22 protein-coding genes are annotated in these 26,103 nt (G+C 73.4%); 11 read left to right on the forward strand and 11 right to left on the reverse strand.

From position 1 onward, the window contains the following. Together OYE22_RS16530 and OYE22_RS16535 are read left to right on the forward strand one after the other, a co-directional pair. Positions 1 to 1,071 (forward strand): Lrp/AsnC family transcriptional regulator, encoded by a 1,071-nt coding sequence (locus tag OYE22_RS16530; protein ID WP_277321125.1) that lies wholly within the window; start codon positions 1 to 3, stop codon positions 1,069 to 1,071. A 314-nt stretch (positions 1,072 to 1,385) separates the two neighbouring features. Further along, positions 1,386 to 1,838 carry a phospholipase gene (locus tag OYE22_RS16535; protein ID WP_277321126.1) on the forward strand — a complete coding sequence of 151 codons (453 nt, stop codon included), beginning with the start codon at positions 1,386 to 1,388 and terminating at the stop codon, positions 1,836 to 1,838. Between the two features lie 144 nt (positions 1,839 to 1,982). Here OYE22_RS16535 and OYE22_RS16540 read toward each other — a convergent pair whose 3' ends face one another. The 3 genes from OYE22_RS16540 to pheA form a co-directional block, all read right to left on the reverse strand. Continuing rightward, positions 1,983 to 2,801, reverse strand: a complete 819-nt coding sequence (locus tag OYE22_RS16540; RefSeq protein WP_277321127.1) for an HAD family hydrolase — start codon at positions 2,799 to 2,801, stop codon at positions 1,983 to 1,985. Then, the gene (gene serS, locus OYE22_RS16545; protein WP_277321128.1) at positions 2,798 to 4,075 is read right to left on the reverse strand and encodes a serine--tRNA ligase; all 1,278 of its coding nucleotides are present in this window, start codon (positions 4,073 to 4,075) and stop codon (positions 2,798 to 2,800) included. Before serS ends, OYE22_RS16540 begins: the two co-directional genes overlap by 4 nt. Before the next feature lie 738 nt (positions 4,076 to 4,813). Continuing rightward, complete coding sequence (pheA, locus tag OYE22_RS16550; protein WP_277324170.1) at positions 4,814 to 5,749, reverse strand: prephenate dehydratase; 936 nt, start codon at positions 5,747 to 5,749, stop codon at positions 4,814 to 4,816. 750 nt (positions 5,750 to 6,499) lie between these two features. Between pheA and OYE22_RS16555 the strand changes: the two genes are divergently transcribed. Continuing rightward, positions 6,500 to 7,387, forward strand: a complete 888-nt coding sequence (locus OYE22_RS16555) for an SIS domain-containing protein (protein WP_277321129.1) — start codon at positions 6,500 to 6,502, stop codon at positions 7,385 to 7,387. A 252-nt stretch (positions 7,388 to 7,639) separates the two neighbouring features. Here OYE22_RS16555 and OYE22_RS16560 read toward each other — a convergent pair whose 3' ends face one another. After that, positions 7,640 to 8,608, reverse strand: coding sequence for a YafY family protein (locus OYE22_RS16560; protein WP_277321130.1), 969 nt, complete (start codon positions 8,606 to 8,608; stop codon positions 7,640 to 7,642). 143 nt (positions 8,609 to 8,751) lie between these two features. On the opposite strand from OYE22_RS16560, the gene OYE22_RS16565 reads away from it, so the two are divergent. From OYE22_RS16565 to OYE22_RS16590, 6 genes are all read left to right on the forward strand, one after another. Beyond that, on the forward strand, positions 8,752 to 9,138 hold the full coding sequence (locus tag OYE22_RS16565) for a VOC family protein (RefSeq protein WP_277321131.1): 387 nt from the start codon (positions 8,752 to 8,754) through the stop codon (positions 9,136 to 9,138). A 582-nt stretch (positions 9,139 to 9,720) separates the two neighbouring features. Then, positions 9,721 to 10,503 (forward strand): DeoR/GlpR family DNA-binding transcription regulator, encoded by a 783-nt coding sequence (locus tag OYE22_RS16570; RefSeq protein WP_277321132.1) that lies wholly within the window; start codon positions 9,721 to 9,723, stop codon positions 10,501 to 10,503. A gap of 415 nt (positions 10,504 to 10,918) precedes the next feature. Then, on the forward strand, positions 10,919 to 11,815 hold the full coding sequence (locus OYE22_RS16575; protein WP_232544601.1) for an ABC transporter permease subunit: 897 nt from the start codon (positions 10,919 to 10,921) through the stop codon (positions 11,813 to 11,815). 116 nt (positions 11,816 to 11,931) lie between these two features. Continuing rightward, positions 11,932 to 12,795 carry a carbohydrate ABC transporter permease gene (locus OYE22_RS16580; RefSeq protein WP_277324171.1) on the forward strand — a complete coding sequence of 288 codons (864 nt, stop codon included), beginning with the start codon at positions 11,932 to 11,934 and terminating at the stop codon, positions 12,793 to 12,795. A 62-nt stretch (positions 12,796 to 12,857) separates the two neighbouring features. After that, positions 12,858 to 14,621, forward strand: a complete 1,764-nt coding sequence (locus tag OYE22_RS16585) for an extracellular solute-binding protein (RefSeq protein WP_277321133.1) — start codon at positions 12,858 to 12,860, stop codon at positions 14,619 to 14,621. Positions 14,622 to 14,711: 90 nt separating this feature from the next. After that, positions 14,712 to 15,896, forward strand: a complete 1,185-nt coding sequence (locus OYE22_RS16590; RefSeq protein WP_277321134.1) for a Gfo/Idh/MocA family oxidoreductase — start codon at positions 14,712 to 14,714, stop codon at positions 15,894 to 15,896. Positions 15,897 to 16,044: 148 nt separating this feature from the next. On the opposite strand, the gene efeB is transcribed toward OYE22_RS16590, so the two are convergent. From efeB to OYE22_RS16620, 6 genes are all read right to left on the reverse strand, one after another. After that, positions 16,045 to 17,307 carry an iron uptake transporter deferrochelatase/peroxidase subunit gene (gene efeB / locus OYE22_RS16595; RefSeq protein ID WP_277321135.1) on the reverse strand — a complete coding sequence of 421 codons (1,263 nt, stop codon included), beginning with the start codon at positions 17,305 to 17,307 and terminating at the stop codon, positions 16,045 to 16,047. Further along, a complete protein-coding gene (locus tag OYE22_RS16600) occupies positions 17,304 to 19,517 on the reverse strand; it encodes a copper resistance protein CopC (protein WP_277321136.1) in 2,214 nt (737 codons plus the stop codon). The genes efeB and OYE22_RS16600 overlap by 4 nt, the downstream gene beginning before the upstream one ends. 5 nt (positions 19,518 to 19,522) lie before the next feature. Then, entirely contained in the window at positions 19,523 to 20,047 is a 525-nt protein-coding gene (locus tag OYE22_RS16605) for a copper chaperone PCu(A)C (RefSeq protein WP_277321137.1), read from the reverse strand. After that, the gene (locus tag OYE22_RS16610; RefSeq protein WP_217196859.1) at positions 20,044 to 20,706 is read right to left on the reverse strand and encodes an SCO family protein; all 663 of its coding nucleotides are present in this window, start codon (positions 20,704 to 20,706) and stop codon (positions 20,044 to 20,046) included. Before OYE22_RS16610 ends, OYE22_RS16605 begins: the two co-directional genes overlap by 4 nt. Before the next feature lie 226 nt (positions 20,707 to 20,932). Further along, positions 20,933 to 21,769, reverse strand: coding sequence for a YcnI family protein (locus OYE22_RS16615; RefSeq protein WP_277321138.1), 837 nt, complete (start codon positions 21,767 to 21,769; stop codon positions 20,933 to 20,935). A 93-nt stretch (positions 21,770 to 21,862) separates the two neighbouring features. Continuing rightward, positions 21,863 to 22,708: a hypothetical protein gene (locus OYE22_RS16620; protein WP_277321139.1), complete on the reverse strand. Its 846-nt coding sequence runs from the start codon at positions 22,706 to 22,708 to the stop codon at positions 21,863 to 21,865. 613 nt (positions 22,709 to 23,321) lie between these two features. On the opposite strand from OYE22_RS16620, the gene OYE22_RS16625 reads away from it, so the two are divergent. Together OYE22_RS16625 and OYE22_RS16630 are read left to right on the forward strand one after the other, a co-directional pair. After that, complete coding sequence (locus tag OYE22_RS16625; RefSeq protein ID WP_277321140.1) at positions 23,322 to 23,828, forward strand: ATP-binding protein; 507 nt, start codon at positions 23,322 to 23,324, stop codon at positions 23,826 to 23,828. Between the two features lie 240 nt (positions 23,829 to 24,068). Further along, on the forward strand, positions 24,069 to 25,301 hold the full coding sequence (locus tag OYE22_RS16630; protein WP_277321141.1) for a hypothetical protein: 1,233 nt from the start codon (positions 24,069 to 24,071) through the stop codon (positions 25,299 to 25,301). On the opposite strand, the gene OYE22_RS16635 is transcribed toward OYE22_RS16630, so the two are convergent. Continuing rightward, positions 25,280 to 26,053 carry an AraC family ligand binding domain-containing protein gene (locus OYE22_RS16635; protein ID WP_348652272.1) on the reverse strand — a complete coding sequence of 258 codons (774 nt, stop codon included), beginning with the start codon at positions 26,051 to 26,053 and terminating at the stop codon, positions 25,280 to 25,282. The two genes, OYE22_RS16630 and OYE22_RS16635, sit on opposite strands and share 22 nt — an antisense overlap. Positions 26,054 to 26,103: the final 50 nt, after the last annotated feature.

The raw sequence follows: 26,103 nt of genomic DNA on the forward strand, positions 1-26,103 counted from the left end.
GTGAAAACCGATGCGTTCGACGATGTGGATCGCCAACTCGTACACGCCCTCCAGATCGACGGGCGCGCCCCCTTCGCCCGGATCGCCGACGTGCTCGGCGTCTCGGACCAGACCGTGGCCCGCCGCTACACCCGGCTGCGCACCCGTGGCCTGGTGCGGGTGCTCGGGCTGACCGACACCACGGCGTTGGGCGAGGTCGAGTGGTCGCTGCGGGTGCAGTGCCGGCCCGACGCGGCCCTGTCGGTCGCCGAGGCGCTGGCCCGCCGCGCGGACACGTCCTGGGTGAGCCTGATGACCGGCGGTACGGAGGTCGCCGTGGTCGTGCGCAGCCGCAGCGGGCAGGACGGCGACGAGCTGCTGCTGCGCGAACTGCCGCGCACGCCGCAGGTGGTGGGGGTGACGGCACACTGCCTGTTGCACCAGTTCTTCGGCGGGCAACAGGGGCTGGTCAACAAGTCGGGCGCGCTCTCGGAGCGGCAGGTGGAGCGGTTGCGTACGGAGGAGGGCGCCGGCCCGCCGAACCCGGGCGGGAGTCCGACGAACCCGGGCGGGGGCACGGCGGGGACGGTGGCGGGCCGGCCGGCGGGGGCGGGCGTTCCGGTGGTGCTCGGCGAGGCCGACGAGCGGCTGCTCGGCGTCCTGGAGATCGACGGGCGGGCCCCGCTGGCCGAACTGGCCGCCGCGACCAACTGGTCGCAGTCGACGGTGCGGCGCCGGCTGGCCGAACTCCGGCAGCAGGGCGTGCTGTTCTTCGACGTCGACTACGACATGCGGATGTTCGGCCTCGACACCCGCGCTGCCCTGTGGATGTCGGTGTCGCCGGCCGAGCTGCACGAGACCGGGGAGCGGATCGCCGAACACCCCGAGATCGCCTGCTGCTTCGCGAGCACGGGGCAGCACAACCTGTTCGCCATGGTGAGCTGCACGGACGTCCCGGCCCTCTACCGCTACCTCACCACGCGGATCGCGGCCCTGCCCGCCATCCGCCTGCTGGAGACCTCGCCGATGATCCGCCGCATCAAGGGCCCGGGCCCGGTGCTCGCGGGGGCCTCGCCGCGCAGGCGACGTTAGCGCGCGCCGGGGTGAGCCGACTGGTCGCGCGCTGTTCATATGAACGTCCGTGCACGGCTCTTGTTGTTTGACAGGTACCTGCGGAACCCTGTTCCTCGCACGCGGGTCTACGCGCGGTGTCTACGCGTGCTGTCTATGCGCGTATACCCGCCGTACGCACGCACGCGCCCGACCCGTACCCCGCGCATGCCGCGCACCCATACCGCACCCGTACGCCAGCGACCCCACACCTCGCCGCGTACTCCGGCATGCGCGCACACCCCACGCACGCGCCGCACTCACCCGCCCCAGGCGTACTCAACGGAGGAACCCTCATGCGTCGGATGGTCGCCACCCTCTCCACCACCGCGGTCGCCGCGGTCAGCGCCGTCACCCTGGTCGCCTCGCCGGCCTCGGCCGCCCCCGCCGACAAGCCGCAGGTGCTCTCGAGCTGGACGCAGACCAGCGCGACCAGCTACAACGCGTGGTACTCCGCCCGCCAGAACCAGGGCGCGTGGGCCGCGTACGGCTTCGACTGGTCGACGGACTACTGCAGCAGCTCGCCCGACAACCCGTTCGGCTTCCCGTTCCAGAACTCCTGCGCGCGCCACGACTTCGGCTACCGCAACTACAAGAAGGCGGGCACGTTCAGCGCGAACAAGCCCCGCCTCGACAGCGCCTTCCACGAGGACCTGAAGCGCGTGTGCAACCGGTACAGCGGCGCCCAGAAGACGGCCTGCGACGGCACGGCGTGGACCTACTACCAGGCGGTCAAGCAGTTCGGCTAGGCATCGACGCCCGGTGCGGGCGGGCCCGCGACGCGTTCGCCGGCCCGCCCGCACCGGCCGTGCGCGCGCCGGGCCGCCCGGTCGTCCGTACGTCCTGCCGCCCGCGCGCCCGGCCGACCACCCGCGCCGGACGGTGGGCGTCCGCTACGGGAACAGCTTCTCCAGTACCACCGCGATGCCGTCGTCGTCGTTGGACGCCGTGACCTCGTCGGCGACGGCCCGCAGCTCGGCGTGGGCGTTGGCCATGGCCACGCCGTGGCCGGCCCAGCCGAACATCGGCACGTCGTTGGGCATGTCGCCGAAGGCAATCGTGCCCGCGGCCGTGACCCCGAGCCGGCGCGCGGCCAGCGAGAGCCCGGTCGCCTTGGTGAGGCCGAGCGGCAGGATCTCGACCATCCCGGGGCCGGCCATGACCACGCCCACCAGGTCGCCGGCCACGCCACGCGCGGCGGCGGCCAACTCGTCGTCGGTCAGCGTCGGGTGCTGGAGGTAGAGCTTGTTGAGCGGCGCCTCCCACACCTCGTCCACGTGCTCGAAGACGGGGGACTCCAGGGTGCGGTCCTCGACCTGGTAACCGGGCCCGAACAGCACCCGACCCTCCAGGCCGTCCCGGCCGGCGGCCAGGTACAGCGGGCCGACCTCGGACTCGATCTTGGCGAGCGCGAGGGCGGCGAGCCGGCGGTCCAGGGTCACCGAGGTCAGCAACCGGTGCTCGCCCGCGTCGTAGACCTGCCCGCCCTGGCCGCACACGGCGAGGCCCTGGTAACCGAGGTCGTCCAGTATGTGCCGGGTCCAGCCCACGGCGCGGCCGGTGACCACGATGTGCAGGGCGCCCGCCGCCGTGGCGCGCTTGAGTGCCGCGCGGGTGCGCTCCGAGATGGTGTGGTCGGTGCGCAGCAGTGTGCCGTCGAGGTCGGTCGCTATGAGCTGGTACGGAAGCGATGGGGCGGGCGCGGCGCTCACGGGGCGACCGGCTCGAGCACCTCGCGCCCACCGAGGTAGGGGCGGAGCACCGGCGGGACGGCGACCGAGCCGTCCGGGCGCTGGTGGTTCTCGAAGATCGCGACGATGGTGCGGGGCACGGCGCACAGCGTGCCGTTCAGCGTGGCCAGCGGCTTCACGTGCTTGCCGTCGCGCATCCGCACCGCCAGGCGGCGGGCCTGGAACTCGTCGCAGTTCGACGCGGAGGTCAGCTCGCGGTACTTGCCCTGGGTAGGGATCCACGCCTCGCAGTCGTACTTGCGCGAGGCCGAGGCGCCGAGGTCCCCGGTGGCCACGTCGATCACCTGGAACGGCAGCTCGAGCCCGGTCAGCCACTGCTTCTCCCAGTCGAGCAACCGCTGGTGCTCGGCCTCGGCGTCGTCCGGCGCGACGTAGGAGAACATCTCCACCTTGTCGAACTGGTGCACCCGGAAGATGCCGCGGGTGTCCTTGCCGTACGTGCCGGCCTCGCGCCGGAAGCAGGGCGAGAAGCCCGCGTACCGCAGCGGCAGCTTGTCCGCGTCGATGATCTCGTCCATGTGGTACGCGGCGAGCGGCACCTCGGACGTACCGACGAGGTAGTAGTCGTCCTTCTCCAGGTGGTACACGTTCTCCGCGGCCTGGCCGAGGAAGCCGGTGCCCTCCATCGCGCGCGGCTTGACCAGCGCGGGGGTGAGCATCGGGGTGAAGCCGGCGGCGGTGGCCTGCGCGATGGCCGCGTTGACCAGGGCCAGCTCCAGGAGCGCGCCGACGCCGGTGAGGTAGTAGAAGCGCGAGCCGGAGACCTTGGCGCCGCGCTCGGTGTCGATGGCGCCGAGGAGCTGGCCGATCTCCAGGTGGTCCCTGGGCTCGAAGCCCTCCGCCGCGAAGTCGCGCGGGGCGCCGACGGTCTCCAGGACGGTGAAGTCCTCCTCGCCGCCGACCGGGACGTCGGGGTGGACCAGGTTGCCGAGCTGGCGAAGGAGCCGCTGGGTCTCCTCGGCGGCCTCGTCCTGCGCGGCGTCGGCGGCCTTGACGGAGGCGGACAGCTCGCCGGCCTTCCGCAGCAGCTCGGCCTTCTCGTCGCCGGTGGCCTTGGGGATCAGCTTGCCGAGCTGCTTCTGCTCGGAGCGCAGTTCGTCGAAGCGGACGCTGGACGACCTGCGCCGCTCGTCGGCGGAGAGGAGCGCGTCGACGAGGCCGACGTCCTCTCCACGGGCACGCTGGGAGGCGCGCACACGGTCGGGGTCCTCACGGAGCAGGCGAAGGTCAATCACTCCTCCAGGTTACCGGTGCGTGCTCCGCTGGCTCGACGCGATATTCCTTTGCGGGCGCCTTTGCCTAAATTTGCCCAACTTTGCCCCGGAAAGCGGGGAGCGGTGGAGTTGCGGCGTTGATGTCGGGTGGGGATCGCCCGGAAATGTGGGGGGCGGCTCGCCGGAAAACCGGCCGCAGCCCGTCAAGAATACGGCGCGTATTCCCCCGCAGGGGGTACGAAGTTGCGCCAGGCTGACTGATTTCCGCTGTGGAAAGGAAAGTTGGCGGGCCGGGTTGTCCACAGGTGGGTCGCCGTGACGCACAACTTATCCACAGGCTGTGTGCACAATCTGTGGACTTCAAGGTCGGACATTTCGCCCCCGAATTGCTGGGCCATGGATTCCCCCGTCATCTCCGTCTCACACCCTCTATCGAGTGAGTTGGGTCCCTTCTTCGCGGCTGCGATGCCGTCGATCAAGAAAGCGGGGTCGATGTGAAAGGAGAAGTTACGCCTGTCGGGTTTTGGGTGGTTTGCGGCAAGTGTCGGCTAGGCCGGAATCTCCATGTCGACTTATTCACAGGCCGACCCCCACCTGTGGATAACTTTGCAACTGTGTGGATTGCCGTGCCTCGTACGGGTGAGCTGTGGGCAGCGGGCCGGGTCGCTTGGGGTGGGCCGAGCCGCGAGGCGTGGGCCGGGCCGCGAGGCGTGGGCCGGGTCGCGGGCCGGGCCGTTCGCCCGGGCGGGCCCTCGGGGCTCAGGCGCGGCCGTCCTGGCAGCGGGCCAGCCACTCGGCCGCCACCACGAAGTCCGCGTCCGAGGTGCCGTGCCGCAACTCGCCCACGTCCGAGGGGTCCACGCCGGCCCGGGGGTAGGAGCCGAGGAAGCGCACCTTCGGGCAGATGCGCTTGAGGCCCATCAGCGCCTCGGCGACCCGGCGGTCGGTGATGTGGCCCTCGCAGTCCACGGAGAAGCAGTACCGACCGATCCCCTCGCCCGTGGGCCGGGACTCGATCCGCATCATGTTCACGCCGCGGGCCGCGTACTCCTGGAGCAGTTCGAGGAGCGCGCCCGGGTGGTCGTCGCCGAGCCAGATCACGACCGAGGTCTTGTCCGCGCCGGTGCGCGCCGCGGGCCGGGCCGGGCGGCCGACCAGGACGAACCGGGTCTGGGCGTTCTGCGCGTCGTGGATGTCGGAGACCAGCGGTTCGAGCCCGTACGTCGCTGCCGCGAACTCGCCCGCGAACGCCGCGTCGTACCGCCCCTCCTGCACCAGCCGCGCGCCGTCCGCGTTGGACGCGGCCGACTCCCACACGGCGTGCGGCAGGTGCTTGGCGAGCCACTTGCGCACCTGCGGCTGGGCCACGGGGTGACCGGTGACCGTCTTGATGTCGGAGAGCTTCACGCCGGGGCGGACGAGGAGGGCGAAGGCGATGGGCAGCAGCACCTCGCGGTAGATCATCAACGGCCCGCCGGTGGCGAGTTCGTCCAGGGTCGCGGTGACGCCGCCCTCCACCGAGTTCTCGATGGGCACCAGCGCCGCCGCGGCCTCGCCCGACCGCACGGCGTCCAGCGTGGCCGGCACGGACACCATGGGGACCAGCTCGCGCGTGGCCGCCTCCGGCAGCGTACGCAGCGCGGCCTCGGTAAACGTGCCCTCGGGGCCGAGATACGTATAGCGGCTGGGCGACATCACCATGGGTCCTCGCGATCTGACGTCCGTCGGGCGCGTGCCGCGACGCGCGGCGACGGCGCGCGGGGCCGGTGCCCCGCACCCGGCAACCCCCACGCACCCGCCGAGGCGGTGCGCGGGCCGCGCGGCATGCTGCCCGTGGATCCGGTGGGAGGTCGCCACGATACCGGTGCGCGACGGGCCTCCCGCGGCACGCCGCCGCCGGGAGGTCGCCTGGACGGCCGCCGGGGTCGCCCCCCGGCCCGGGCCGGCGGCGGGTGGATCGTCGGCGGGTGTTGCCGTGATCATGCCGTGCCGCGCGTCGGGCGCCACCAGCAACGGAACTGACGGCCTTTCACCAGCCTCCGGCTGCCTCCTCCCGCGCTCGTCCAGTAGATGCCGCCCCACGGAGACAGCGCCCACCACCCGTCCCCTCTCGGATGGCTCAACGCCCGTCCGGCGCACGGCACATGGAGTGGCGGTGAAGGCCGGGCCGGGGTGCGGGTGGCTGCGTAGGGTCGGTGCGGTGCCTCGGTGGTGCGTGCGCCGTGCGCCGTGAGCGGTTCGCGCGGGCGCGCGCCGGTCGGCGCGGTACGGGCGCGGTCGGCGGACCGGCGCTCGGCCCGGTGCCGAACCAGGGGCGGCGCGTTGTTCCGTACGGAGCGGGCGATGCGAGAACGGGCCTCGGAAGTGGCTGACGAATGCTTGAATGTGCTTGAAACCGTCACCTAGACTGCATCAATAAACATCCCCTCTCGCTTCGGAGTAGCCGTGACGCATGTCGAGAAGGAACTGACCAGCCAGCCCGCGTGCTGGAGCCGCGCGGCCGAGCTGGCCGAGGCGCAGCGGGACGCGTTCCCCGAGCGCGGGGCGCGGGTGGCCGTCGTGGGCTGCGGCACCTCGTACTTCATGGCCCAGGCGTACGCCGCGCTGCGGGAGGGCTCGGGCCAGGGCGAGACGGACGCGTTCGCCGCCTCCGAGTTCCCGCCCAACCGCCGCTACGACCGCGTGGTCGCGCTGAGCCGCTCCGGCACCACCACCGAGGTGCTCGACCTGCTGGCCCGGGTGCGCGGGGGCGGGAGGCGGACGCTCGCGATCACCGCGGACCCGAACACGCCGGTGATGACGGCGGCCGACCGGGTCGTCGTGCTCGACTTCGCCGACGAGCGCTCGGTCGTGCAGACCCGGTTCGCCACCAGCGCGCTCACGCTGCTGCGCGCGAGCCTCGGGCTGCACACCGAGGCCGCCGTGCGGGACGCGGAGACCGCGCTGGGCGAGCCGCTGCCGGACGGCCTCGTGGACGCCAACCAGTTCTCCTTCCTGGGCCAGGGCTGGACGGTCGGGCTGGCCAACGAGGGCGCGCTCAAGATGCGCGAGGCGGCCCTGGCCTGGACGGAGTCGTACCCGGCGATGGAGTACCGGCACGGCCCGATCAGCATCAGCACCACCGGCACCGCGACCTGGATGCTCGGCGCGGCGCCGGACGGGCTGGCCGCCCAGGTGCGGGAGACCGGGGCGCTGTGGGTGGCCGGCGGGCTCGACCCGCTGGCGGAACTCGTACGGGTGCAGCGCCTGGCACTGGCCATCGCCGACCGCCGCGGCCTGGACCCGGACAACCCGCGCCACCTGACGCGCTCGGTGATCCTCGCCGACGGCTGACCGGGCCCCGCGCAGCCCCCGACCGGCCCCGCCCTCGACGGGACCCCTCTTCGGAGGGCGAGGGCGGGGCCAGTTCCGCGCGCCGGCCGGCAGGGGGCCGGGCGCGCGGGGCGAGGCCCGGGCCGGCCCGCCCGCTCGCGGCCCGGCCCGGGCCGGCGCTTCCGCGCACACGCGCACACGCGCACACGCGCCGGCATGGCCTGCGCGGGCGCGCCGGCGCCGCCCGCGCGCGACCGCGTGCTCTCGTTCTCGCTACCCCGGCCCCACTTCATCCGCGTTGTCGGCCAGGAGTTCGCGCGCGCGGCGCGCCAGGGCCTGTCGTACGGAGTCGGGGGAGAGCACGCGCAGCGGGGTGGCCAGGCCGATGAGGTAGCGGGCGAGGCCGTCCGCGTCGGGGCCGCCGACGTCCACGACCGTGGCGTCGGGGCCGTCGGGGCGGTGCGCGCCGACGGTCGCCGGTATCAACCGCAGCGCCTCGTCCAGGGGCAGCGGCAGCCGGACCGTCACGGTGAGCGGGTAGGGGCGGCACGCGATGGAGCGGGAGACGAGCCGCGCCGGGTCGGGCGGGTCGGTCAGCTCCACCGGCCGCCCGCTGGGGTGCAGGCGGTCGACCCGGTCGGCGCGGAAGGTCCGCCACTGGTCCCGGGCCACGTCGCGGGCGACGAAGTACCAGCGGCGACCGGTGTGCACGAGGCGGTACGGATCGACCTCGCGGACCGTGGCCTTGCCGTTCCGGTCGCGGTAGGCGAGGCGGGCGCGTTCGCCCCGGTGGCACGCGGCGGCCAGCTCCCGCAGCATGTCGGCCGTGATCTGCGGTTCGTTGGACCGGGGGATGTGCACGAGGGCGGAGTCCATCGCCGCCAGCCGGTCCGCCACCCGGCGCGGCAGCACCTGACCGAGCTTGAGCAGTGCCGAGAGGGCCGCCTGGTCGCCGCCGAGCGAGCCGCCCAGCGCGGCCCCGCGCAGCCCGACCGCCACCGCGATGGCCTCCTCGTCGTCAAGGACCAGCGGCGGTGTCCGGGTGCCCGGGCGGAGGCGGTAACCGCCCCAGGGGCCGGGGTCGGACTCGACGGCGTAGCCGAGTTCCCGCAGCTTGGCGATGTCGCGCCGCACCGTGCGGTCGGTGACCGCCATGCGTTCGGCCAGCTCACCGCAGGTCCACGAGGGGCGGGCGGCCAACAGGGCGACCAGGCGCAGCAGGCGGGCGGAGGCAGCGGTCACCGGCGCAGTTTTCCACGCGCCGGGCGACCCCGGGCCACCCCGGCCCGCCGGCCCGGCGGCTGACCAGCGGGTTGGCCGGGCTCGGCACATCCGCTCGATGACCCGGACCGGATCTGTCCGGGTCACGGCCTAGCGTCTGCGCCATGCCTACGGAAACCACCTCCACGCCCGCCTTCCGCTACGCCGCCGTCACCTTCGACTGCCCCGACCCCGCCGTCCTGGCCCGCTTCTACGGCGAGATCCTGGGCCTGCCCGTGGCCTTCTCGTCCGACGACTTCGTGATGTTGGGCGAGGAGGGCGCGCCCGGCCTGGGCTTCAACCGGCTCGCCGACTACCGCCGGCCGACCTGGCCGGACCCGGCCCAGGAGAAGCAGGCGCACATCGACTTCGCCGTGGACGACCTGGAGGCCGCCGAGGCCCGGCTCCTCGCCCTGGGGGCCACCAAGGCGGAGTTCCAGCCGGAGCCCGACCGCTGGCGGGTGCTGCTCGACCCCGCCGGCCACCCCTTCTGCGTCTCGAACCTGACCTGACCAGGCGGGTTTCCCGCTTCCCGCTGCCACGGCCCGGCCGTCCGCCTCTCCGGCGGGCGGCCGGGCCGTTCACGTGCGGCGACGGATCGGTGCGGGCCGGGTTCGCGCGCTGGGCGGGGCCAGTGTCGCGACCGGCGCGGTGGCGCGCGATCATGCCTGGAGCGGATGACCCCGCCGCACGGCTGTGCGCTCTTGGATGTTTTTGTTTGGATTGATAAGCCAAGATTCACGAGTGAGCAGTCATGTGGGTGCGTATGCCACCCTGCTCCGCGGCGGGGCACAGTAGGCGCGGGGCCGTCGCTCGCGGTCCCGCCGTATGTGGGGTGGCCGTGGACGGCCACCGTGAGGCCGCGTACGGCGTGGTACGCGGCGTACGGCGCGGCGCGGTCCCCCGGCCGCGTCCGGCGTGGCCCGCCCGGCGCCGCGGCGACCAGCGGGAACCCGGGTGTGGCGGCCGTGCTACGCGCGGAGCCCCGCGACATCAGGACACATGGCAGTACGACAACGACGACGACCCGCAAGGCCCCGCGCCAGCGGTGGGCCCGCGCCGCCAGCCCGCGGTCGCGACGTGGTGGAGGTGTAGTGAACCGGTACGAACGACACAACATGCTGCTGGGACTGCTCGCTGAGCGGCGGCAGTTGGAGGTGGACAGCGTCGCGGCCGAGCTGGACGTGTCGGCGGCGACGATCCGCCGGGACCTCGACCATCTCGCCGAACAGCGGCTGCTCACCCGGACCAGAGGCGGCGCGGTGGCGCACACCGTCGCGTACGACCTGCCGCTGCGCTACAAGGCCATGCGGCACGGCGAGGAGAAGGAGCGGATCGGACGGGCCGCCGCCGGCCTGGTCAGCCGGGGGATGGTGGTGGGCCTCAACGGCGGCACGACCACCACCGAGGTGGCCCGCGCCATCGCCACCAGGACGGACGGGCCGGACAAGGCCGACGAGCCGGTGGTGACGATCGTGACCAACGCGCTGAACATCGCCAACGAGCTGGCCGTACGCCCGCACGTGAAGATCGTGGCCACCGGCGGGGTGGCGATGCCGCAGTCCTACGAGCTGATCGGGCCGCTGGCCGGGCACATCCTGCGCGAGATCAGCCTGGACATCGCGTTCATCGGCGTGGGCGCCCTGCACCCGGAACTTGGCGCCAGTGCGCACGACGAGGGTGAAGCGAGCATCAACGCGCTGCTTGCCGGCCAGGCCCGCAAGCTCGTGGTGGTGGCGGACAGTTCCAAGCTGGGCGAGCAGGCGTTCGCCCGGATCTGCGCGGTGGGCGCCATCGACGTGCTGGTCACGGACTCGAACGCGCCGGAGCAGGCCAAGCGGTTCGAGGAGCGCGGGGTGACCGTGATCCAGGCGTGAGGGCCGCCCGGGGAGGCGCCGCCTCCCCGGGTAGCGCTCGGACACGCGCAGGTCACGCACCGTGGAGTGTGATTCTGCGCGTTTACAGATCTTTATGAACACCTCTTGTCACCTTCGAGCAGTGGCGTGCAAGATGAAGCCGCCTCGTGGTGAACGTCGCCGCGTGCGGCTTCCGCCGCGCGCCCCGGCGTGCTCCCACCACGAGGACTCGGCAGTCACCTCACCTCGCACGGCGGTCTCCGCGCGTCCCGGGCGGGCTGCCCCGCATCCGCTCTCGCTCTCACTGCCGGAGGTGAATGTGACGGCTTCCGTTTCCTCGTCTGCCCGTCCGGGCACGTCGCAGCACGAAGCCCCGCCCTCTGCGGCCCCCAGCCCGAAGGGAAAGCGAGCTCAGCGCAAGCTCGGTCGCGTTCCGCTGCGCCACCGACTGCGGCGCGACTGGGTGCTGTTGGCGCTGTGCCTGCCCGGCGTGGCGTACTTCGGGGCGTTCTTCTACCTGCCGCTGCTCGGCAACGTCATCGCCTTCCAGGACTACCAGCCCTTCCTGGGCTTCAAGCACAGCCCGTACGTGGGCCTGCGGAACTTCAGCGCGCTCGTCGAGCAGCCGGAGTTCTGGACGGCGGTGTACAACACGCTGGAGATCACCGCGCTCCAACTGCTGCTGTACTTCCCCGCGCCGATCGCGCTGGCCCTGCTGCTGAACTCGCTGGTCGGCGAGACGCTCCGGCGCTTCGTGCAGACCGTGGTCTACCTGCCGCACTTCCTGTCCTGGGTCGTGGTGGTGGCGATGTTCAAGCAGGTGCTCGGCGGCACCGGCACCGTGAGCAGCTTCCTCAACGACCACGGGGTCGGCGTCGGCAACATCATGACCAACCCCGACACCTTCAAGCTGCTCGTCACCTCCCAGATGATCTGGAAGGACTGCGGCTGGGGCGCGATCATCTTCCTCGCCGCGATGGCCTCCATCGACACCGCGCAGTACGAGTCGGCGGCGATGGACGGCGCCGGGCCCTGGCGGCGGATGTGGCACGTGACGCTGCCGGGCATCCGGCCGGTGATCATCATGCTGCTGATCCTGCGCCTGGGCGACATCCTCAACGTCGGTTTCGAGCAGATGCTGCTCCAGCGCGAGGCGGTGGGCGCCGAGGCGTCCGAAGTCCTCGACACCTACGTCTACTTCCACGGCGTCGTGGACGGCGACTGGGGCATGAGCACGGCCGCCGGACTGATGAAGGGCGTGATCGGCCTGGTGCTGATCCTCGCCGCGAACAAGCTGGCCCACCGCTTCGGCGAGCAGGGAGTGTACAAGTGACCACCTCGCTGCTGTCCCCGCGCAAGTCGCCCGCCCCAGGCCCTTCGGGCGGCCCCGGCGGCCCCGGCGGCCCCCGCTTCCGGCGCCGCCGGGCCCGCCCCGAGCGCCCGCCGTGGATGGAGCGGCCCAGTTGGTACGGGCAGGGCGCCAAGGCGGTCGTCCTGGTCCTGATCGTGGTGGCCGTCGGCTACCCGTTCCTGCTCGCGCTCGGCACCAGCCTCGCCGGCCAGGAGGAGCTGGACGCCAACGGCGGCTACGTGCTGATCCCGGAGCACCCGACGTTCGAGGCGTACAACGTGCTGCTCCAGGGTGGCGTGGTGACCCGGGCGGCGATGGTCAGCGTCGTGGTCACGGGCGTCGGCACGGTGCTGAGCGTCCTGTGCACGATCGCTCTCGCCTACGGCCTGTCCCGCCCCGGCATGGTGGGCGGCAAGCCGATCCTGCTGCTGGTGCTCGGCACGTTCCTGTTCACGCCCGGCATCATCCCCACCTATCTGGTGGTGCAGGAGTTCGGCATGCTGGACAGCTACGCCTCGCTGGTGTTGCCGGTCCTGTTGAACGTCTTCAACGTCATCGTGGTGCGGGCGTTCTTCCAGGGAATTCCGACCGAGTTGTACGAGGCGGCGCGACTCGACGGCGCCGGCGAGCTGACCATCCTGTGCCGCATCGTGCTGCCGCTGTCCAAGGCGGTCATCGCGGTCGTCGGCCTGTTCTACGGGGTCAGCTACTGGAACAGCTTCTTCAACGCGCTGCTGTTCCTGAACGACTCCGGGAAGTACCCGCTCCAGGTCGTCCTGCGCTCCTATGTCGTACAGGGCGAGAGCATCAACGCCAAGGCGATGGGCGTCAGTCAGCTCCCGCCGTCCATCTCGCTCCAGATGGCCGTGCTCATCCTCGCGCTCATTCCGATTCTTTGCGTGTACCCCTTCCTCCAGAAGTACTTCGCCAAGGGCGTGCTCACCGGCGCCATCAAGGGCTGAAAGCCCGTCGTCGCACTCACCCGCACCCTTTTGCCCGGCGCACCACCCGTCAGGAGAACCCCATGCCCCCTCAGCATTCCGACAGGCAGCAGGAGAACAGCGCGCGGGCGACAGGTCAGCGCGCGCCGCTGGCGGATTCCGCGTCCGTGTTCGGCGCCCTGAACCGGCTCGACCGGCGCCGTTTCCTCGGCGTCGCCGGCGCCGCCGGACTCGCCGTGACCGGGCTCGGCACGCTCTCCGCCTGCACCACCGGAACGAGCGCCACCGGCAAGGGCGCCGAGGGATTCCGCAAGGTCAAGCTGCCGACGTACGTGCCCGCCAACGTCGCGCCCGCCGACCTCGCCGGCAACGCGCAGGGGCTGGACGCCGCCTACCTGCGCTACCCGAAGAAGCTGGTGCGCTCGGTGCCGAAGCCGCCGGGGGACGGGGATTCGATCAGCGCGCTGACCGAGACGTTCACGACGCCGGCGCCCGCGATGGACCGCAACGGGTACTGGAAGGAGCTGAACAAGCGGCTCGGCTCCGAGCTCAAGATGAACATCGTCGTGGACAGCGGCGCCGACGCCTACCTCACGAAGTTCAACGCCATCATCGCCAGCGGCGACATTCCCGACCTGGTGTGGTTCCCGCCCAACCAGGGCCTGCGCAAGGTCCCGCAACTCCTGCAGGCCAAGTTCCACGACCTGACCTCGCATCTGTCCGGCGACGCCGTCAAGAAGTACCCCAACCTGGCCAACCTCCCGGACTACGCGTGGAAGACCGCCGTCATCAACGGGAAGATCGCCGGAGTTCCCGTCGCGTACGGGCGCATGGGACAGATCTACGTCGTCAACGAGGACTTCTGGAAGCCCGTCGGCGGATACGCCTTCGACAGCGCGCAGGACTTCCTGGACAAGGGCAAGGAACTCCTCGACACGCGGCGCAAGAAGTACGTCCTGGAACCGGCGTACGTGAACGCGCACAACATGTTCGCGCAGTGGTTCGGCGCGCCCTCCTCCTGGCGGCTCGACGGCGGAAAGCTCACCGCCAGGTACGAGACCGACGAGTACTTCGAGGCCCTGGAATTCGCGGTCAAGGTGTTCAAGGCCGGCCTCTTCTGGCCGGACCCGAACCTGACCACCACGCGCGAGAAGATGGCGCAGGGCACCCTCGGCGCCTACGTGCAGTCCTTCCCGTCGTTCCTGGTGGACGTGAAGACGTACGAGTTCCCCTTCGGCGTCATCGTGCCGTTCGCCGCCAAGCCCGGGGTGAGCGCGCACTTCGACTTCGGCGCCGGCTCGGTCGGCTTCACCGCGATCAGCAAGGGCGCCGACAGCAAGCGCATCCCCACCCTGCTCGGCGTGCTCGACTTCCTCGCCGCGCCGTTCGGCACCGAGGAGCGGCTGTTCCTGGAGAACGGAGCCGAGGGCACCCACCACAAGCGCACCGGCGACGGCGACGTCGTCCTGACCGAGAAGGGCAACGCGGAGGCGCTCACCACCGCCATGCCGCTGGCCTTCCTGGCCAACGCCCCCGAGTACCTCTACCTGCCCGGCAAGGCCGACCTGACCCGCCGCATCCACGGCTGGCAGCAGGAACTCCTGAAGATCGGCCAGGCCAGCCCGGTGATCGGCCACTACTCCGACACCAACGCCGACAAGGGCGCGTCCCTGACCAAGGCGCTCAACGACGGCGTGCTCGACATCATCGCCGGCCGCAAGTCGCTCTCCGACTTCGACGGGCTGCTCAAGAGCTGGCGCTCCGGCGGCGGCGACCGCATCCGCAGGGAGTACGAGGAGTCGCTGGCCAGCGAGAAGAAGGGCAAGCAGGGCAAGCAGGCCAAGTAGCCGCACCGGGAGACCGGCCATCCACGCCGGCGCGCCCTGCCGTCGCCCCCCCCCGGGGGCGGGGCGTGCCGGTCACCGAGGGAGAAGGACATGGAAGACCTGCGCATCGGAGTCATCGGCCTCGGGCTGCGCGCCAACCTGGCTGTCGCCGCGCACCGGCCGGGCCACGGCAGCGTCGTGGCCGCCGTCGCCGACACCGACGAGGCGGTGCGCGCCCGGGTGCCCGAGCGGTTCGAGGGCGCGCGGGCCGTCGCCGACCACCGCACGCTCCTGGACGACCCGGGCATCGACGCGGTCATCGTCGCCACGCCCGACGACACGCACGAGACCATCGCCCGCGCGGCGCTGTCGGCCGGCAAGCCCGCCTACGTGGAGAAGCCGCTGGGCATCACCGTCGAGCAGTGCGACGCGATCCTGCGCGCCGGCTACGAGAGCGGCACCCGACTCTACGTTGGGCACAACATGCGGCACATGGGCGTGGTGCGGCTGATGCGCGACCTGATCGCCCGGGGCGACATCGGCGAGCCGAAGACGGTGTGGGTGCGACACTTCGTCTCGTACGGCGGCGACTACTACTTCAAGGACTGGCACGCGGACCGGCGGCGCACCACGGGGCTGCTGCTCCAGAAGGCGGCGCACGACATCGACGTGGTGCACTGGCTGGCCGGCGGCTACACCGAGCGGGTCAACGCGCTGGGCGACCTCATGGTCTACGGCGACCTGCCGCGCCGCGAGCCGGACACGCCGCGCCCGGACGGCTGGCTGCGCGAGTTCGACTGGCCGCCGACCGCGCGCCGCGACCTGCACCACGTCGTGGACGTCGAGGACGTGTCGGTGATGAACATGCGGCTGGACAACGGCGTGATCGCCGCGTACCAGCAGTGCCACTTCAGCCCCGACTACTTCCGCAACTACACGGTCATCGGCACCGAGGGCCGCATCGAGAACTTCGGCGACGGCCCCGGCGACCTGGTCAAGCTGTGGAACACCGGCCCCTCCGGCTACCGGTCCGGCGGCGACGCGGAGTTCCGGGTGCCGGAGGCGAAGGGTTCACACGGCGGCGCGGACGAGCGGATCATCGCGGAGTTCTGCCGCTTCGTGCGCGAGGGCGGCGCCACCGACACCTCACCGGTGGCCGCCCGGATGAGCGTGGCCGCCGGCGAGATGGCCACCCGCTCGCTGCGCGACGGCGGCACCCCCTTCGACGTGCCGCCGCTCGCACCGGAACTGCTCGCCTACTACGCGGCCGGCCAACAACGCCCGGCCGGCGCCTGAGCCGCGGGGCCGGGGCCGCACCGTTCGGGGGGCGGCCCCGGCCCCGCCACCACCCCGGTGGCCGGGCCGGGCTGCCCCTGCGGCTCGGCCACCGGTTCACGTCGCGTGCGTGAACTGCCTCGCTACAAAGGGGAGTTGGGGGCGTTCGTCAGCCCTCCAGCAGGGGCTGTCCCACGTACTCGTCCGGCTTCGCCGCCGCCGGCACCGCGAACAGGCCGCTCGCCTCGTGCCGCAGGAAGCGCGAGAGACCGTCGCCCCGGTCCAGCTTGCGCTGGACGGGCACGAATCCGCGCATCGGATCCGCCTGCCAGGCGATGAACAACAGCCCGGCGTCCGGCTGGCCGTCGTCGCGGAAGCCGTCGTGGTACGAGTACGGGCGGCGCAGCATCGCCGCGCCCTGGTTGGACTCGGGCGCGGCCACCCGCACGTGCGCGTCACCCCGGATGGCGATCGAGCCGTCCTTGGTGAACTTCTCCAGGTCCACCGGCGTGGTCTCGGTGCCGCCGGAGAGCGGGGCGCCGTCGGACTTGCGGCGGCCGATGACGCGCTCCTGCTGCTCCAGGGAGAGGTGGTCCCAGGTGTCCAGGAGCATCCGGATGCGCCGCACCACCGCGTACGAGCCGCCGCCCATCCACGCGGGTGAGCTGGCGTCGCCGCCCTTGGGGACGAAGACGCGGGCGTCGAAGTCGTCCTCCTCGGGCTTGGGGTTGTTGGTGCCGTCGATCTGGCCCATCAGGTTGCGGGTGGTGCGCGGCTTGTCGGTGGCGCCCGGCGTGCGGTTGAACCCGGTCATCTGCCAGCGCACCCTGGCCGTGTCGCCGGCCACGCGTTGCAGGACGCGCAGCGCGTTGAAGGCCACAAGCCCGTCGTTGGCGCCGATCTGGAGCCACAGGTCGCCGTCGCTGCGGGCCTTGTCGAGCACGTCGGAGGAGAAGTCCGGCAGCGGGGCCAGCGCCTGCGGCAGTTGCCTGGTCAGCCCCACCTTGCCGAAGAAGGTGCGCCCGAAGCCCATGGTGACGGTGAGCGACGCGGGGCCCGCGTCCAGCGCGCTGCCGGTGTCCTCGCGGTCCGCGGGGCGGCCCTCGACCAGCGCCCGCGCGGCCTGGGTCCAGCGGCGTAGCAGCGCGGCGGCGGCCTTGCGGTCGGCGCGCGGGGCGAGGTCGAAGGCGACGAGGTGGCCGTGGACCTGGTGCGGGTCGAGGATGCCGGCCTGCGGCGTGCCGTGCGCGCGGGCCTGCCCGCCGAAGTCCACGGCCGAGGCGCCGATGGTGGTCAGCGCGGTGGTCCCGGCGTCGTCGCGGGTCGCGCGGTCCGCCGCCACGGCGCTCGCGCCGCCGGCGACGAGCCCGGCGGCGCCCGCCGCCCCCGCGGTGCCGAGGAGGCGGCGGCGGGAGATGGAGTCCAAAGTCATGGTCCGACCTTCATGGTGTCGGTCTCCGTCACCTGGTCGATGTCGGAGGTGCGTACGGTCAACGAGAGCTGCCAGTCGCCTGGCATGGGGAGTTGCACGCCGGTCGCGCTCCAGTGGCCCGCCGAGACGCGGTTGAGGGAGATCCCGAGCGGGCCGATGCCGCGCTCCCGCAAGGTGAGGGACGCCTTGAGCTCGGGGACGTCGGCGGGCTTGCCGGCGGGGTTGGTGAGGTAGGCGTGGAAGGTGTTGTCGCCCGAGCGCCCCGGGTCGAGCGTCACCTCGGCGGTGCCGCGCCCGTTCAGGCCCTCGGTGTCGTACGGGACGCTGAGGCTGACCGGGCCCGTGGTGACGCTCTGCCCGGCCGCCTCCTGTTCGGTCTCCGCGCGGCCCGGCTGGGTGCCGGTGAGCACGGTGGTGACGGCGAGCAGGACCACGGCGACGCCGGTCTCGACGGCCACCGAGCGGCGCAGCCCGGAGCGCGTCGGGTCCGCGTCGCGCTCGCGGCGGGTGCGGGCCGCGCTGACGGCGGCCCGCTGCCGGGCGAGTTGCGCGGCCCGCGCGTCGCCGCCGGTGGCCTTGGCCTTAACCCCGGGCTTGGCCTTGGGCTTGGTCCCGGGGGTGCCCCCGGGCTTCGCCTTGGCCCCGGCTGTGCCCTTGGTCTTGGCCGTCGCCTTGGTTTCCGGGCTGGGCTCCGGCTCGGTTTCCGGCTTGGCCCGCGACGCGGCCTTGGCCTCCGACGCGGCCTTGGCCTTGGCTTCCGCCGTGGCGGCGGCCTTGCCAGCAGCCCTGTTGGTCGCCTTGCCGGTCCCCTTGGCCGTCGTCGCCGCGCCGCGCGGTGACGACGCGGTGTCGGGGGTGGTGTCCAGGCGGGAGGTCCAGCGCCGCGAGAGGCCGGCGGCGCCCACCAGGAGCACCACCAGGCCGACCTTCACCAGCAGCCAGCGCCCGTACTCGGTGTCGGTCAGCGCGTGCCACGAGCCGACCTGCCGCCACGACTGGTAGAGCCCGGTGACCACCAGCGCGACCACCGAGCCGAAGGCCAGCCGCGAGAAGCGGCGCACCGCGAGCCGGGGCAGCCGCGCCTCGGTCCGCAGCGCGACCAGCAGCGCGGTCAGCCCGCCCAACCAGACGGCCACGGCCAGCAGGTGCACGATGTCCACCGGCACGGCCAGCGTCCGCTGGATGCCCACCGACGCGTGCTCGGCCAGCGCCCAGGTGGCGGCCAGTCCACCGGCGACGAGGGCGCCCCCGACGCCGACGGACCACGCCAAGTCGGTCCGCCCGGCCAGGGCGGGCCCCGCCACGGGTGTCCGGCCGCCACCGCGCGCGGGCCGCGCGGGTCGGCCGACGCCGCCACGGGCCCGCCCGTCGCCGGCCGGCGCGTACGACCCGAACAGCACCGCCACGCACACCGCCGCCGCGGCGAGCAGCAGCAGCCGGCACAGCAGCGCCGTGCCCGGCTTGGTGTCCAGGACGTCCCGCACCAGGCCGAGGTCGAACGCGGCGCCGAGCCCCCTGCCGTTGCTGGTGTACGGGCCGCGCAGCAGCAACAGCGCGACGGTGGCGCCGAACAGCGTCCCCCAGCCGGTCGCCGCCACCCGCCGCACGGCGCGGTTGGCGTGGCAGTGGCCGGCGAACACGCACCCGCCCACCAGCAGCACGAACCCGCCGTACGCCGCGTACCTGGCGATGCCGTACAGCGCCGAGACCGTCCCGTCGGGCTCGGCGCTCGGCAGCACCACGGAGGTCTTGGAGGGCGCGCCGATGGAGAAGGTGAACGCGCCGCCCACCGGGTGGCTGTCCTCCGAGACCGCCTGCCAGGCCACCGTGAACGTGCCCTCGGGCAGCCCGGAGCGCAGCCCCACGGTGGCCGTGGACGACTTGCCGGCCACGTGCGCCGGCTTGCCGTCGTCCACCCGCTCCCCCTGGGGGTCGAGCACCCGCACCGAGTCGTCCGAGAGCAGCACGCCCTCCGAGAAGGTGAGCGTGACGCGCTCGGGCGCCCGCTGGAGCACCGCGTCCTTCGCCGGGTCGGTACCGGTCAGCGCGGCGTGCGCGGCGGCCGGGGACGCGCCGGCGCCGAGCGCGCACAGCAGCGCCGCGAGCAGCGCGCCGAGCACGGTCAGCGCCCGGCGCGCCCGGGGCGCGCCCGGTCGCGCCGGCACGGCCGACCGTTCGTCCCACGGGGCCTGGGCAGGGGGCTGGGGCATGCGGGTCAGACCTCCGGCTGGTACGACGTCGGCTTGACCGGGACGCTGACCTCGATCGCCGGGGACTTGGCGAAGTGCAGGGTCAGCGTGACGGTCTCGCCCACCTTCGGCTGGCGGGTCAGCTTCTCCAGCATCAGGTGGTCGCCGCCACGGGCGAGGTCGAGTTCGCCGCCGGCGGGCACCTCGAACTCGGTCACCCTGCGCATGGCGGTGCCCTCGGTCGTGTGCATGGTGACGCGGTCCGAGAGCGCCGTGGTGACCGAGGTGAGCCGGTCGGCGGCGTCGCCGGAGTTGCGCACGCTGAGGTAACCGGCCGCGATGTCCGGCGTGGGCGGCTGCGGCAGGTACGCGCCGGCCACGGCCAGCTTCGCGGAGCCGCCCGCGTCCTTGTCGTCGTCCGACCCGCACGCGGTGAGCAGCAGCCCGCCGAGTCCGAGGGTGAACGAGGTGGCGGCGGCGAGCGCCGTCCTGGACACCCGGCGCGCGCGGGGCCCCCGCGCTGTCGCCGGGCCCTGTGGCGGGCGGGTCACGGGTTCTGCCCCTTCACGATGCTGGGCAGCTCACGGCTGTAGGCGGTGGTGGTGGTCTCCGTCATGTACAGCCAGTGGCCCTTGTCGTCCTTGGGCGAGAAGCCGATGACCTCGGCGCCGTGGTTGACGGTGACGGTGCCGTCCTTCTCCTTCTTCGGCTTCTCGATGAAGATGCCGAGCGGCTTGGCCGCGGCCTGGATGGTCTCGATGTCGCCGGTGAGGCCGGTGAAGTCCTTGCCGCCCTGCCCGTCGAGCCAGCTCCGCATCCGCTTCGGGGTGTCCCGGTCCGGGTCGGTGGTCACGAAGACGACCTGGAGGTTCTCCTGGTCGGCCTTGGGCAGCTTGGCCTTGGCGAGGGCGACGTTGCTCATGACCATCGAGCACACGTCGGGGCAGTAGGTGTAGCCGAAGTAGACCAGGGTCGGCTTGCCCTTGGTCCGCTCGATGAGGTCGTACTTCTTCCCGTCGGTGTCGGTGAGCACCAGGTCGGGCTTCTGCTTCGGGGTGTCGAGGACGATCGCGCCCTTGTCCTTGACCGAGGGGGAGGACTTGACGGTGGCGACGCCCTTGTCGTCCGAGTCGCCTCCGCCACAGGCGGCGAGGGTGAGGCTGAGCACGGTGACAGCGGCCAGGGCGACGCCCGCGGACTTGCTACGCATGGAGTTCTCTCCAGAGGGTGCTGGTGCTGGACGGTCGGGTGAGGGTGAGTAAGTGGTGCGGTCGGTTCGCGTACGCGCGGCGCGACCCGCCCGCGCACGGCTCACCCCGGTACGGCCTGCCCGCGCGCGTCCCGCGCCGCGCCGCGGTGGCGGCGGGCACGGTGGGCGACGGGTCGGGCGGACGGGGCGGCGGCGCGCGGCCCGGGTGCGGGCGCGGGCGGTGGGGTCAGGCCGAGCGGCGGCGGCCGGCGAAGACGCCGAAGGCCACGCCCGCGATGCCGGCCGCGATGCCCACGCCACCGAGCACGCGCGCCGTGGTGTCGCTGTCGTCGTCGTCAGCGGCGGTGTTCGCCGGCTGGCCCGAGGCGTCCTCGCCCGTGGCGCTCTTCTTCGTGTCGGTCGCGCCGCCCGTGGCGGCGGCGTCGGCCGCGACGAGCTTGAGCACCGGGGCCGGGGACTCCGGCTCGGGGGCGCCTTCCCTGGGCTCCTCGATCCAGCGGACGACCTCCTTGTTGGAGTACGTCTGCAGGGCCTTGAAGACCAGGTGGTCGGCCTTCTCCGGGAGCTGCCCGACGGAGAGCGGGAACTGCTGGAACTGACCCGGGCGCACGCCGTCGCCGTCGGCGGTCCAGGTGACCTTGTTGACCGCCTCGGTGATCTTCTTGCCGTGCGACTCCAGCGGCTTGTCGAGCTTGCCCTTGGTGACCTTGACCTGCCAGCCGGGCACGGGCTGCGGCATCACGGACGACATCGGGTGGTCGGCCGGGAAGGTGACCTCAAGCTTCACGGTCGAGGCGTCGTCGCGCTCGTTGGGCACCTTGAAGTTGATCGTCGCGTACCCGCCCCGCTCGGCCTCGCCGGGCTGCACGCTGACGTGCGCCAGGGCGGGCACGGAGCACAGCAGGACGGCGCCGGCCGCGAGCGCGCCCGCGCCGGCGAGCAGCCGCCCCGTTCCGCCCGCGCGCCGCGCGGCGCGGGTCGCGGCCGGGGCCGTGTCCGGGGCTGGGGTCGAGTGGGCGTCGGGGGCGGTGGGCGCCGGGTGCGAGGTGCGCATGGCGTTCATGACAGGGACTCCTGGGACGTTACGGGGAAGGTGAGCGCAGCGGTGGGCGACCGCGCGACACCGCCCCGGCACTACCGGAGTGGGCGTCTCGCGTCAGGCCGCCAGGTCGTAGCGCGGCGGCCCGCGCCGGATCACGGCGTGGTTCAGCGCGAGGACCCGGGGCCGCGCGGGCGTCTCGCCCCCGGCGCGGGCCACCCACGGGCGCGGCCCGACAGCGGACCGGGACAGCCCCGCGCACACCGCGCCGACCAGCGCGAACGCGGCCCGCAGGGTGCGTACCAGCGCCGCGTCGGCCACCTCGCGGGCGGGCGCCGCGGACAGCGCGACGACGCGCCACAGGGCGGCGTCGCCCCGGCGTAGCAGCCAGCCGGCGGCGAGCGCGGCCAGCAGGTGCCCCAGCAGCATGGGCAGCGAGGGCAGCACCGCGTCCAGGACGGACCCGGAGCCGTGCCGGACCGCGCCCGCGACGGCCGTGCCGGCCTGCGCGTGCCGGTCGGGGTCGAGCCCGGAGTCGCCGACGATCCGCCGCGCCTTAGCCACCGAGATCCGGCCCGGCTCGTCACAGACCAGCCGCGCGGCGAGGACGATCAGCCGCCCGTCGGCGCTGTCGGGGGCCACGCCGGGGGGCAGCGCCCGGGCGCCGTCGCCGTGCGCGTGCCCGACGGCCGGCAGGCCGGCCACCCCGCGCTGGGCGAGCGCGAACAGCGAGTGGAGGACCAGTTGCCCGGCGGCGAGGCCGGCCGCGATGCCCGGCAGCGAGCGCTGCCGCCCGGCCAGCGGGGCCACCACGGCGAAGGTCACCAGCCACGCCACGCCCAGCGTCCACCCGGGCACCGCCGCGCACGAGGCCAGCACGTGGCCGCCGGCGGTCAGCGCGACACAGACGGTGGTGAAGAACGCGGCGCGCAGCAGCCGCAGCCCGGCGCCGGCACGCACCATCCGCCCGCGGAGCGATGAGCTCCCCGAGGGGCGGAAGCGGGGCGACGTGCGGCACAACATGGCTGCGTCATCATCCCACCGGGCGAAACGTCCCCCCACGGCAGGGGTGGGGGCCTTTCGGTGGTTCCTCGCCGACACCCGTCGGATGGGCGTACGGGGTGGGCCACGTGGCGGCGGCGCGTTCGGGCCGGCCCACGGGACGGCGGCCCGTCCCACCCGGCGGGAGTCGATCCCGGGGTGGCGCGTTTCACGTCGGGGTGCCGGGGGACTCGCGTGAGCGGCGGCATGCGGTGAGTGAGGAAGCGGTGGGGTGCGGCGCGGACCCGGGCTCCCGCCCGGGACCGCGTACGCCTTCGGGACGGGGCTCGCTCCGACATCCGGCGCGTACGCCCCGCCCCGGACGCCCCACCGGCGACCCGCGGCACGGGGTGCCACGGGCCGTCGGAGAGGGCCACCCGCGTCACACGGATGGCCCCGCGCCCCAGCTCCTTACACCGCTTACGCCCTCAACCACATCCGCCGAATGAGCGTAGTCACACCGGAGGCGGGCTTACCGACCTTCGGGACAGGCAATACGTATCGATATGTCGAGCCGCGACCGGGAGGCTGGAGCATGAGCATCTGGTGGTCCCTCCATCTGCGGCGCGAGGCCGCGAGCGTGCCCCTCGCCCGGCGCCTGCTGGTGGGCGCCATGGAGACGGCGGGCGTGGACCCCGATGTCTCCTACGATCTTTCCCTCGCCCTCTCCGAAGCCTGCGCCAACGCCGTCGAGCACGGCGGCGACGCGTCGAGCACCGACTACCGAGTGACGGCCTTCATCGACGGCGACACCTGCCGCATCGAGGTCACCGACTCGGGCCCGGGCCTCCCCCGGGGCCGCCACGCCCGCGCGCTGGCCGCGCGCACCTCGCAACCCGCGTGCCAGGCCCCCGCGCACCAGGCCCGCCAGCCCGCCACCCCTCGCGACACGCCGCTGGCCGAGCACGGGCGCGGGCTGTTCCTCATCGAGGAACTCACCGACCGCGTCCGCTACCGGAACCGCTCCGGGCGCGACGGCACCGTCGTCAGCTTCGACAAGATCCTCAAGTGGCGTGACGACGCGCCCTTCATGGCGTCCTGACAGTCCCCGACACCCGGCGGCATACGCCCGCGCCGGCAGCCCGTACCGGACACGCCCGTGCCCGGCGCCGCTCTTGCGGCGGGTCCGCCGGCGGCTCCCGGCGGATGCGGTGCGGGTCGGCCCGCCCCCCCGGGCCGGCACAGGTCGCGGTTCGGTCGCCACGCTGGCGCCTGCCCGGTCTCGGATTCCCTCGCGGCTACGCTCGTTGGGCGAGGTCGTGGCCTGGCAGGGGGAGGGGCAGTGGGATCTGACCCGAGGGCGGCGCGGACACCCGCGGAGTACGTCGCCGCACTGCGCGAGATACGTGATGAGACCGGTCTCAGCTACCGGCAGTTGGAGCGCCGCGCGGACGCCGCGGGGGAGGTGCTGCCGCGTGCGACCGTCGCCGGGGCCCTGGCCCGTACGGCGCTTCCGCGCGCGGAACTCGTCACCGCCTTCGTACGCGCCTGTGGTGGTGACGCCGCCTCGGTCGACGCCTGGCTGGACGCGCGCGAGCGCCTCGCGGCGGGCGCGCGAACCGAGGCGACGGCTCAACGGGTCGAGGAGCCGGCCCCACGGGTCGAGGCGGCGGACCCGCCCCGGGGGCGGGTGTCGCCCGGCCCGCCGGGGGCGGCCGAGGCCGGTCACCCCGCGCCCCGCGACCCGGCCCCGCCTCCAGAACACCCGGGAGCCTCCCGGTCGGCGGGCCGAGCGGGGGCGATCACCCCGGCGCGGGACGCGGGGGCGCCGCACGAACCGGTTGCCCGGCACGGCCGTTGGTGGCCCACCGCCGCCCGCCGGCCCTTGTGGCTCTTCGTGCCGGTCTCGCTCGGCGCCGGCGTGGGCGCGGCGTTGGCGCTCTCGCTCACCCACTGGCTCCAGTCCGCACCCCGCGACCAGGGCACGGACCCCGCGCCCGAACCCAGCGGCTGGGTGACGATGCGCCCGGTGGAGGCGCCCCGGCTGTGCGTCACGGAGGGCCGGGAACGCAACCGCCGCACCGACCGCCCCGTCGCCGTCCAGCGCCCGTGCGAGCGGGCCCCGCGGCCCCGGGTGTTCCTGGAGCACGTCAGCGGCTCGACCTACCGCGTCCAGTGGCACCATCCGGTCCACAAGAAGGGCTGCCTGAGCGTGGACGAGCCACCGCACGGGGCGGGCGAGGGCGAGGAGTTGGTTTCCCCACGCGCCTGCACCGGGCAGCCGCACCAGAGGTTCCGGCTGGAACCCGTCGGCCGTGGCTACCGCCTGCGCCCGCTGGACAGCGGCCTGTGCCTCGGCCTGTTGCCACCCCGTACCGAGGGCGCCGAACTGGTGCAGGCCCTGTGCACCGGATACGAGGACCAGAGCTTCCGCTTCGAGCGGCCCCGCTCGACGACCCCCCACCCGACCTCACCTCGCTCGTCCCGGCCGCCGAGCGCCAACCAACCGAACCTCGCGGCCACCTGGCCCGACCGGCGCCCGCCGCGTCCGCCTCAGCTCGCCGCGCGCTGGTAGGTGCCGGGCGTGATGCCGTAGCTGCGCTTGAACCAGCGGTGCAGATGGGCCTGGTCCACGAAGCCCGTCGCGGTGGCGGCCTCGGCCAGCGGCACGCCGTCGGCCAGCAGGGCGCGCGCCCGGCGCAGCCGCAGCAGCCGCTGGTAGTCGCTGGGCGCCATGCCGTACTCCGCGCGGAAGGCCCGGTAGAGGGCGAACCGGCTGCACCCGGCCGCCGAGGCCAACCGTTGCGCCGACACCGGGGTGAGCGGCGCCTCGTCCAGCGCGGTGCGGGCCCGGCGGGCGGCCCGGCGTTGGCCGCCACCGGCGAGGGCGCGCACGCGCGGCGCGCGGGTCGCGCCGCGCCCGGCCATCGCGAGGACGGCCTCGGTCAGCGCCTCGTCCCGGGCCAGCGCGCCGGCCGGGGCCAGCAGAGCGACGTGCAGCCGGGTCAGGGCGCGGGCCAGCCAGGGGTCGGACAGCACGGGGCGGGCGAACAGCGGCATCGCGGGCGACCTGCCGTCGGCGGCGTCGGCGAGGATGCCGCTGACCACGGAGGGGCCGATGTGCACGATGCGGTAGTGGTAGCCCAACTCGACGGCCGCGCGCCCGTCGTGCGCGTCGTCGGGGTTGAACGCCATCACCATCCCGGCGGCGCTGGTGTGGTCCGCGCCCCGGCAGCGGAAGCGCTGGGCGCCCTCGTCGGTGGTGCCGAAGGAGTACGTGTCGTGGCTGTGCGGCGCGTACACGTGGTCGTGGAAGTGCGCGTGCATGGCCTCCACCGGCCGCGTCGCGTCCCGCCAGTACCGCGCCCGGTTCCCGC

Source organism: Streptomyces sp. 71268 (genome assembly GCF_029392895.1).
Taxonomy (GTDB): Bacteria; Actinomycetota; Actinomycetes; order Streptomycetales; family Streptomycetaceae; genus Streptomyces.

Excerpts from the sequence above, each read along its gene's own strand:
- OYE22_RS16535 (WP_277321126.1), top strand. The coding sequence starts at position 1,386 with ATGCGTCGGATGGTCGCCACCCTCTCCACCACCGCGGTCGCCGCGGTC.
- pheA (WP_277324170.1), bottom strand. The coding sequence starts at position 5,749 with ATGTCGCCCAGCCGCTATACGTATCTCGGCCCCGAGGGCACGTTTACC.
- OYE22_RS16565 (WP_277321131.1), top strand. The coding sequence starts at position 8,752 with ATGCCTACGGAAACCACCTCCACGCCCGCCTTCCGCTACGCCGCCGTC.
- OYE22_RS16580 (WP_277324171.1), top strand. The coding sequence starts at position 11,932 with ATGGAGCGGCCCAGTTGGTACGGGCAGGGCGCCAAGGCGGTCGTCCTG.
- OYE22_RS16585 (WP_277321133.1), top strand. The coding sequence starts at position 12,858 with ATGCCCCCTCAGCATTCCGACAGGCAGCAGGAGAACAGCGCGCGGGCG.
- OYE22_RS16590 (WP_277321134.1), top strand. The coding sequence starts at position 14,712 with ATGGAAGACCTGCGCATCGGAGTCATCGGCCTCGGGCTGCGCGCCAAC.
- efeB (WP_277321135.1), bottom strand. The coding sequence starts at position 17,307 with ATGACTTTGGACTCCATCTCCCGCCGCCGCCTCCTCGGCACCGCGGGG.
- OYE22_RS16600 (WP_277321136.1), bottom strand. The coding sequence starts at position 19,517 with ATGCCCCAGCCCCCTGCCCAGGCCCCGTGGGACGAACGGTCGGCCGTG.
- OYE22_RS16610 (WP_217196859.1), bottom strand. The coding sequence starts at position 20,706 with ATGCGTAGCAAGTCCGCGGGCGTCGCCCTGGCCGCTGTCACCGTGCTC.
- OYE22_RS16615 (WP_277321138.1), bottom strand. The coding sequence starts at position 21,769 with ATGAACGCCATGCGCACCTCGCACCCGGCGCCCACCGCCCCCGACGCC.
- OYE22_RS16620 (WP_277321139.1), bottom strand. The coding sequence starts at position 22,708 with ATGGTGCGTGCCGGCGCCGGGCTGCGGCTGCTGCGCGCCGCGTTCTTC.
- OYE22_RS16625 (WP_277321140.1), top strand. The coding sequence starts at position 23,322 with ATGAGCATCTGGTGGTCCCTCCATCTGCGGCGCGAGGCCGCGAGCGTG.
- OYE22_RS16635 (WP_348652272.1), bottom strand. The coding sequence starts at position 26,053 with ATGCACGCGCACTTCCACGACCACGTGTACGCGCCGCACAGCCACGAC.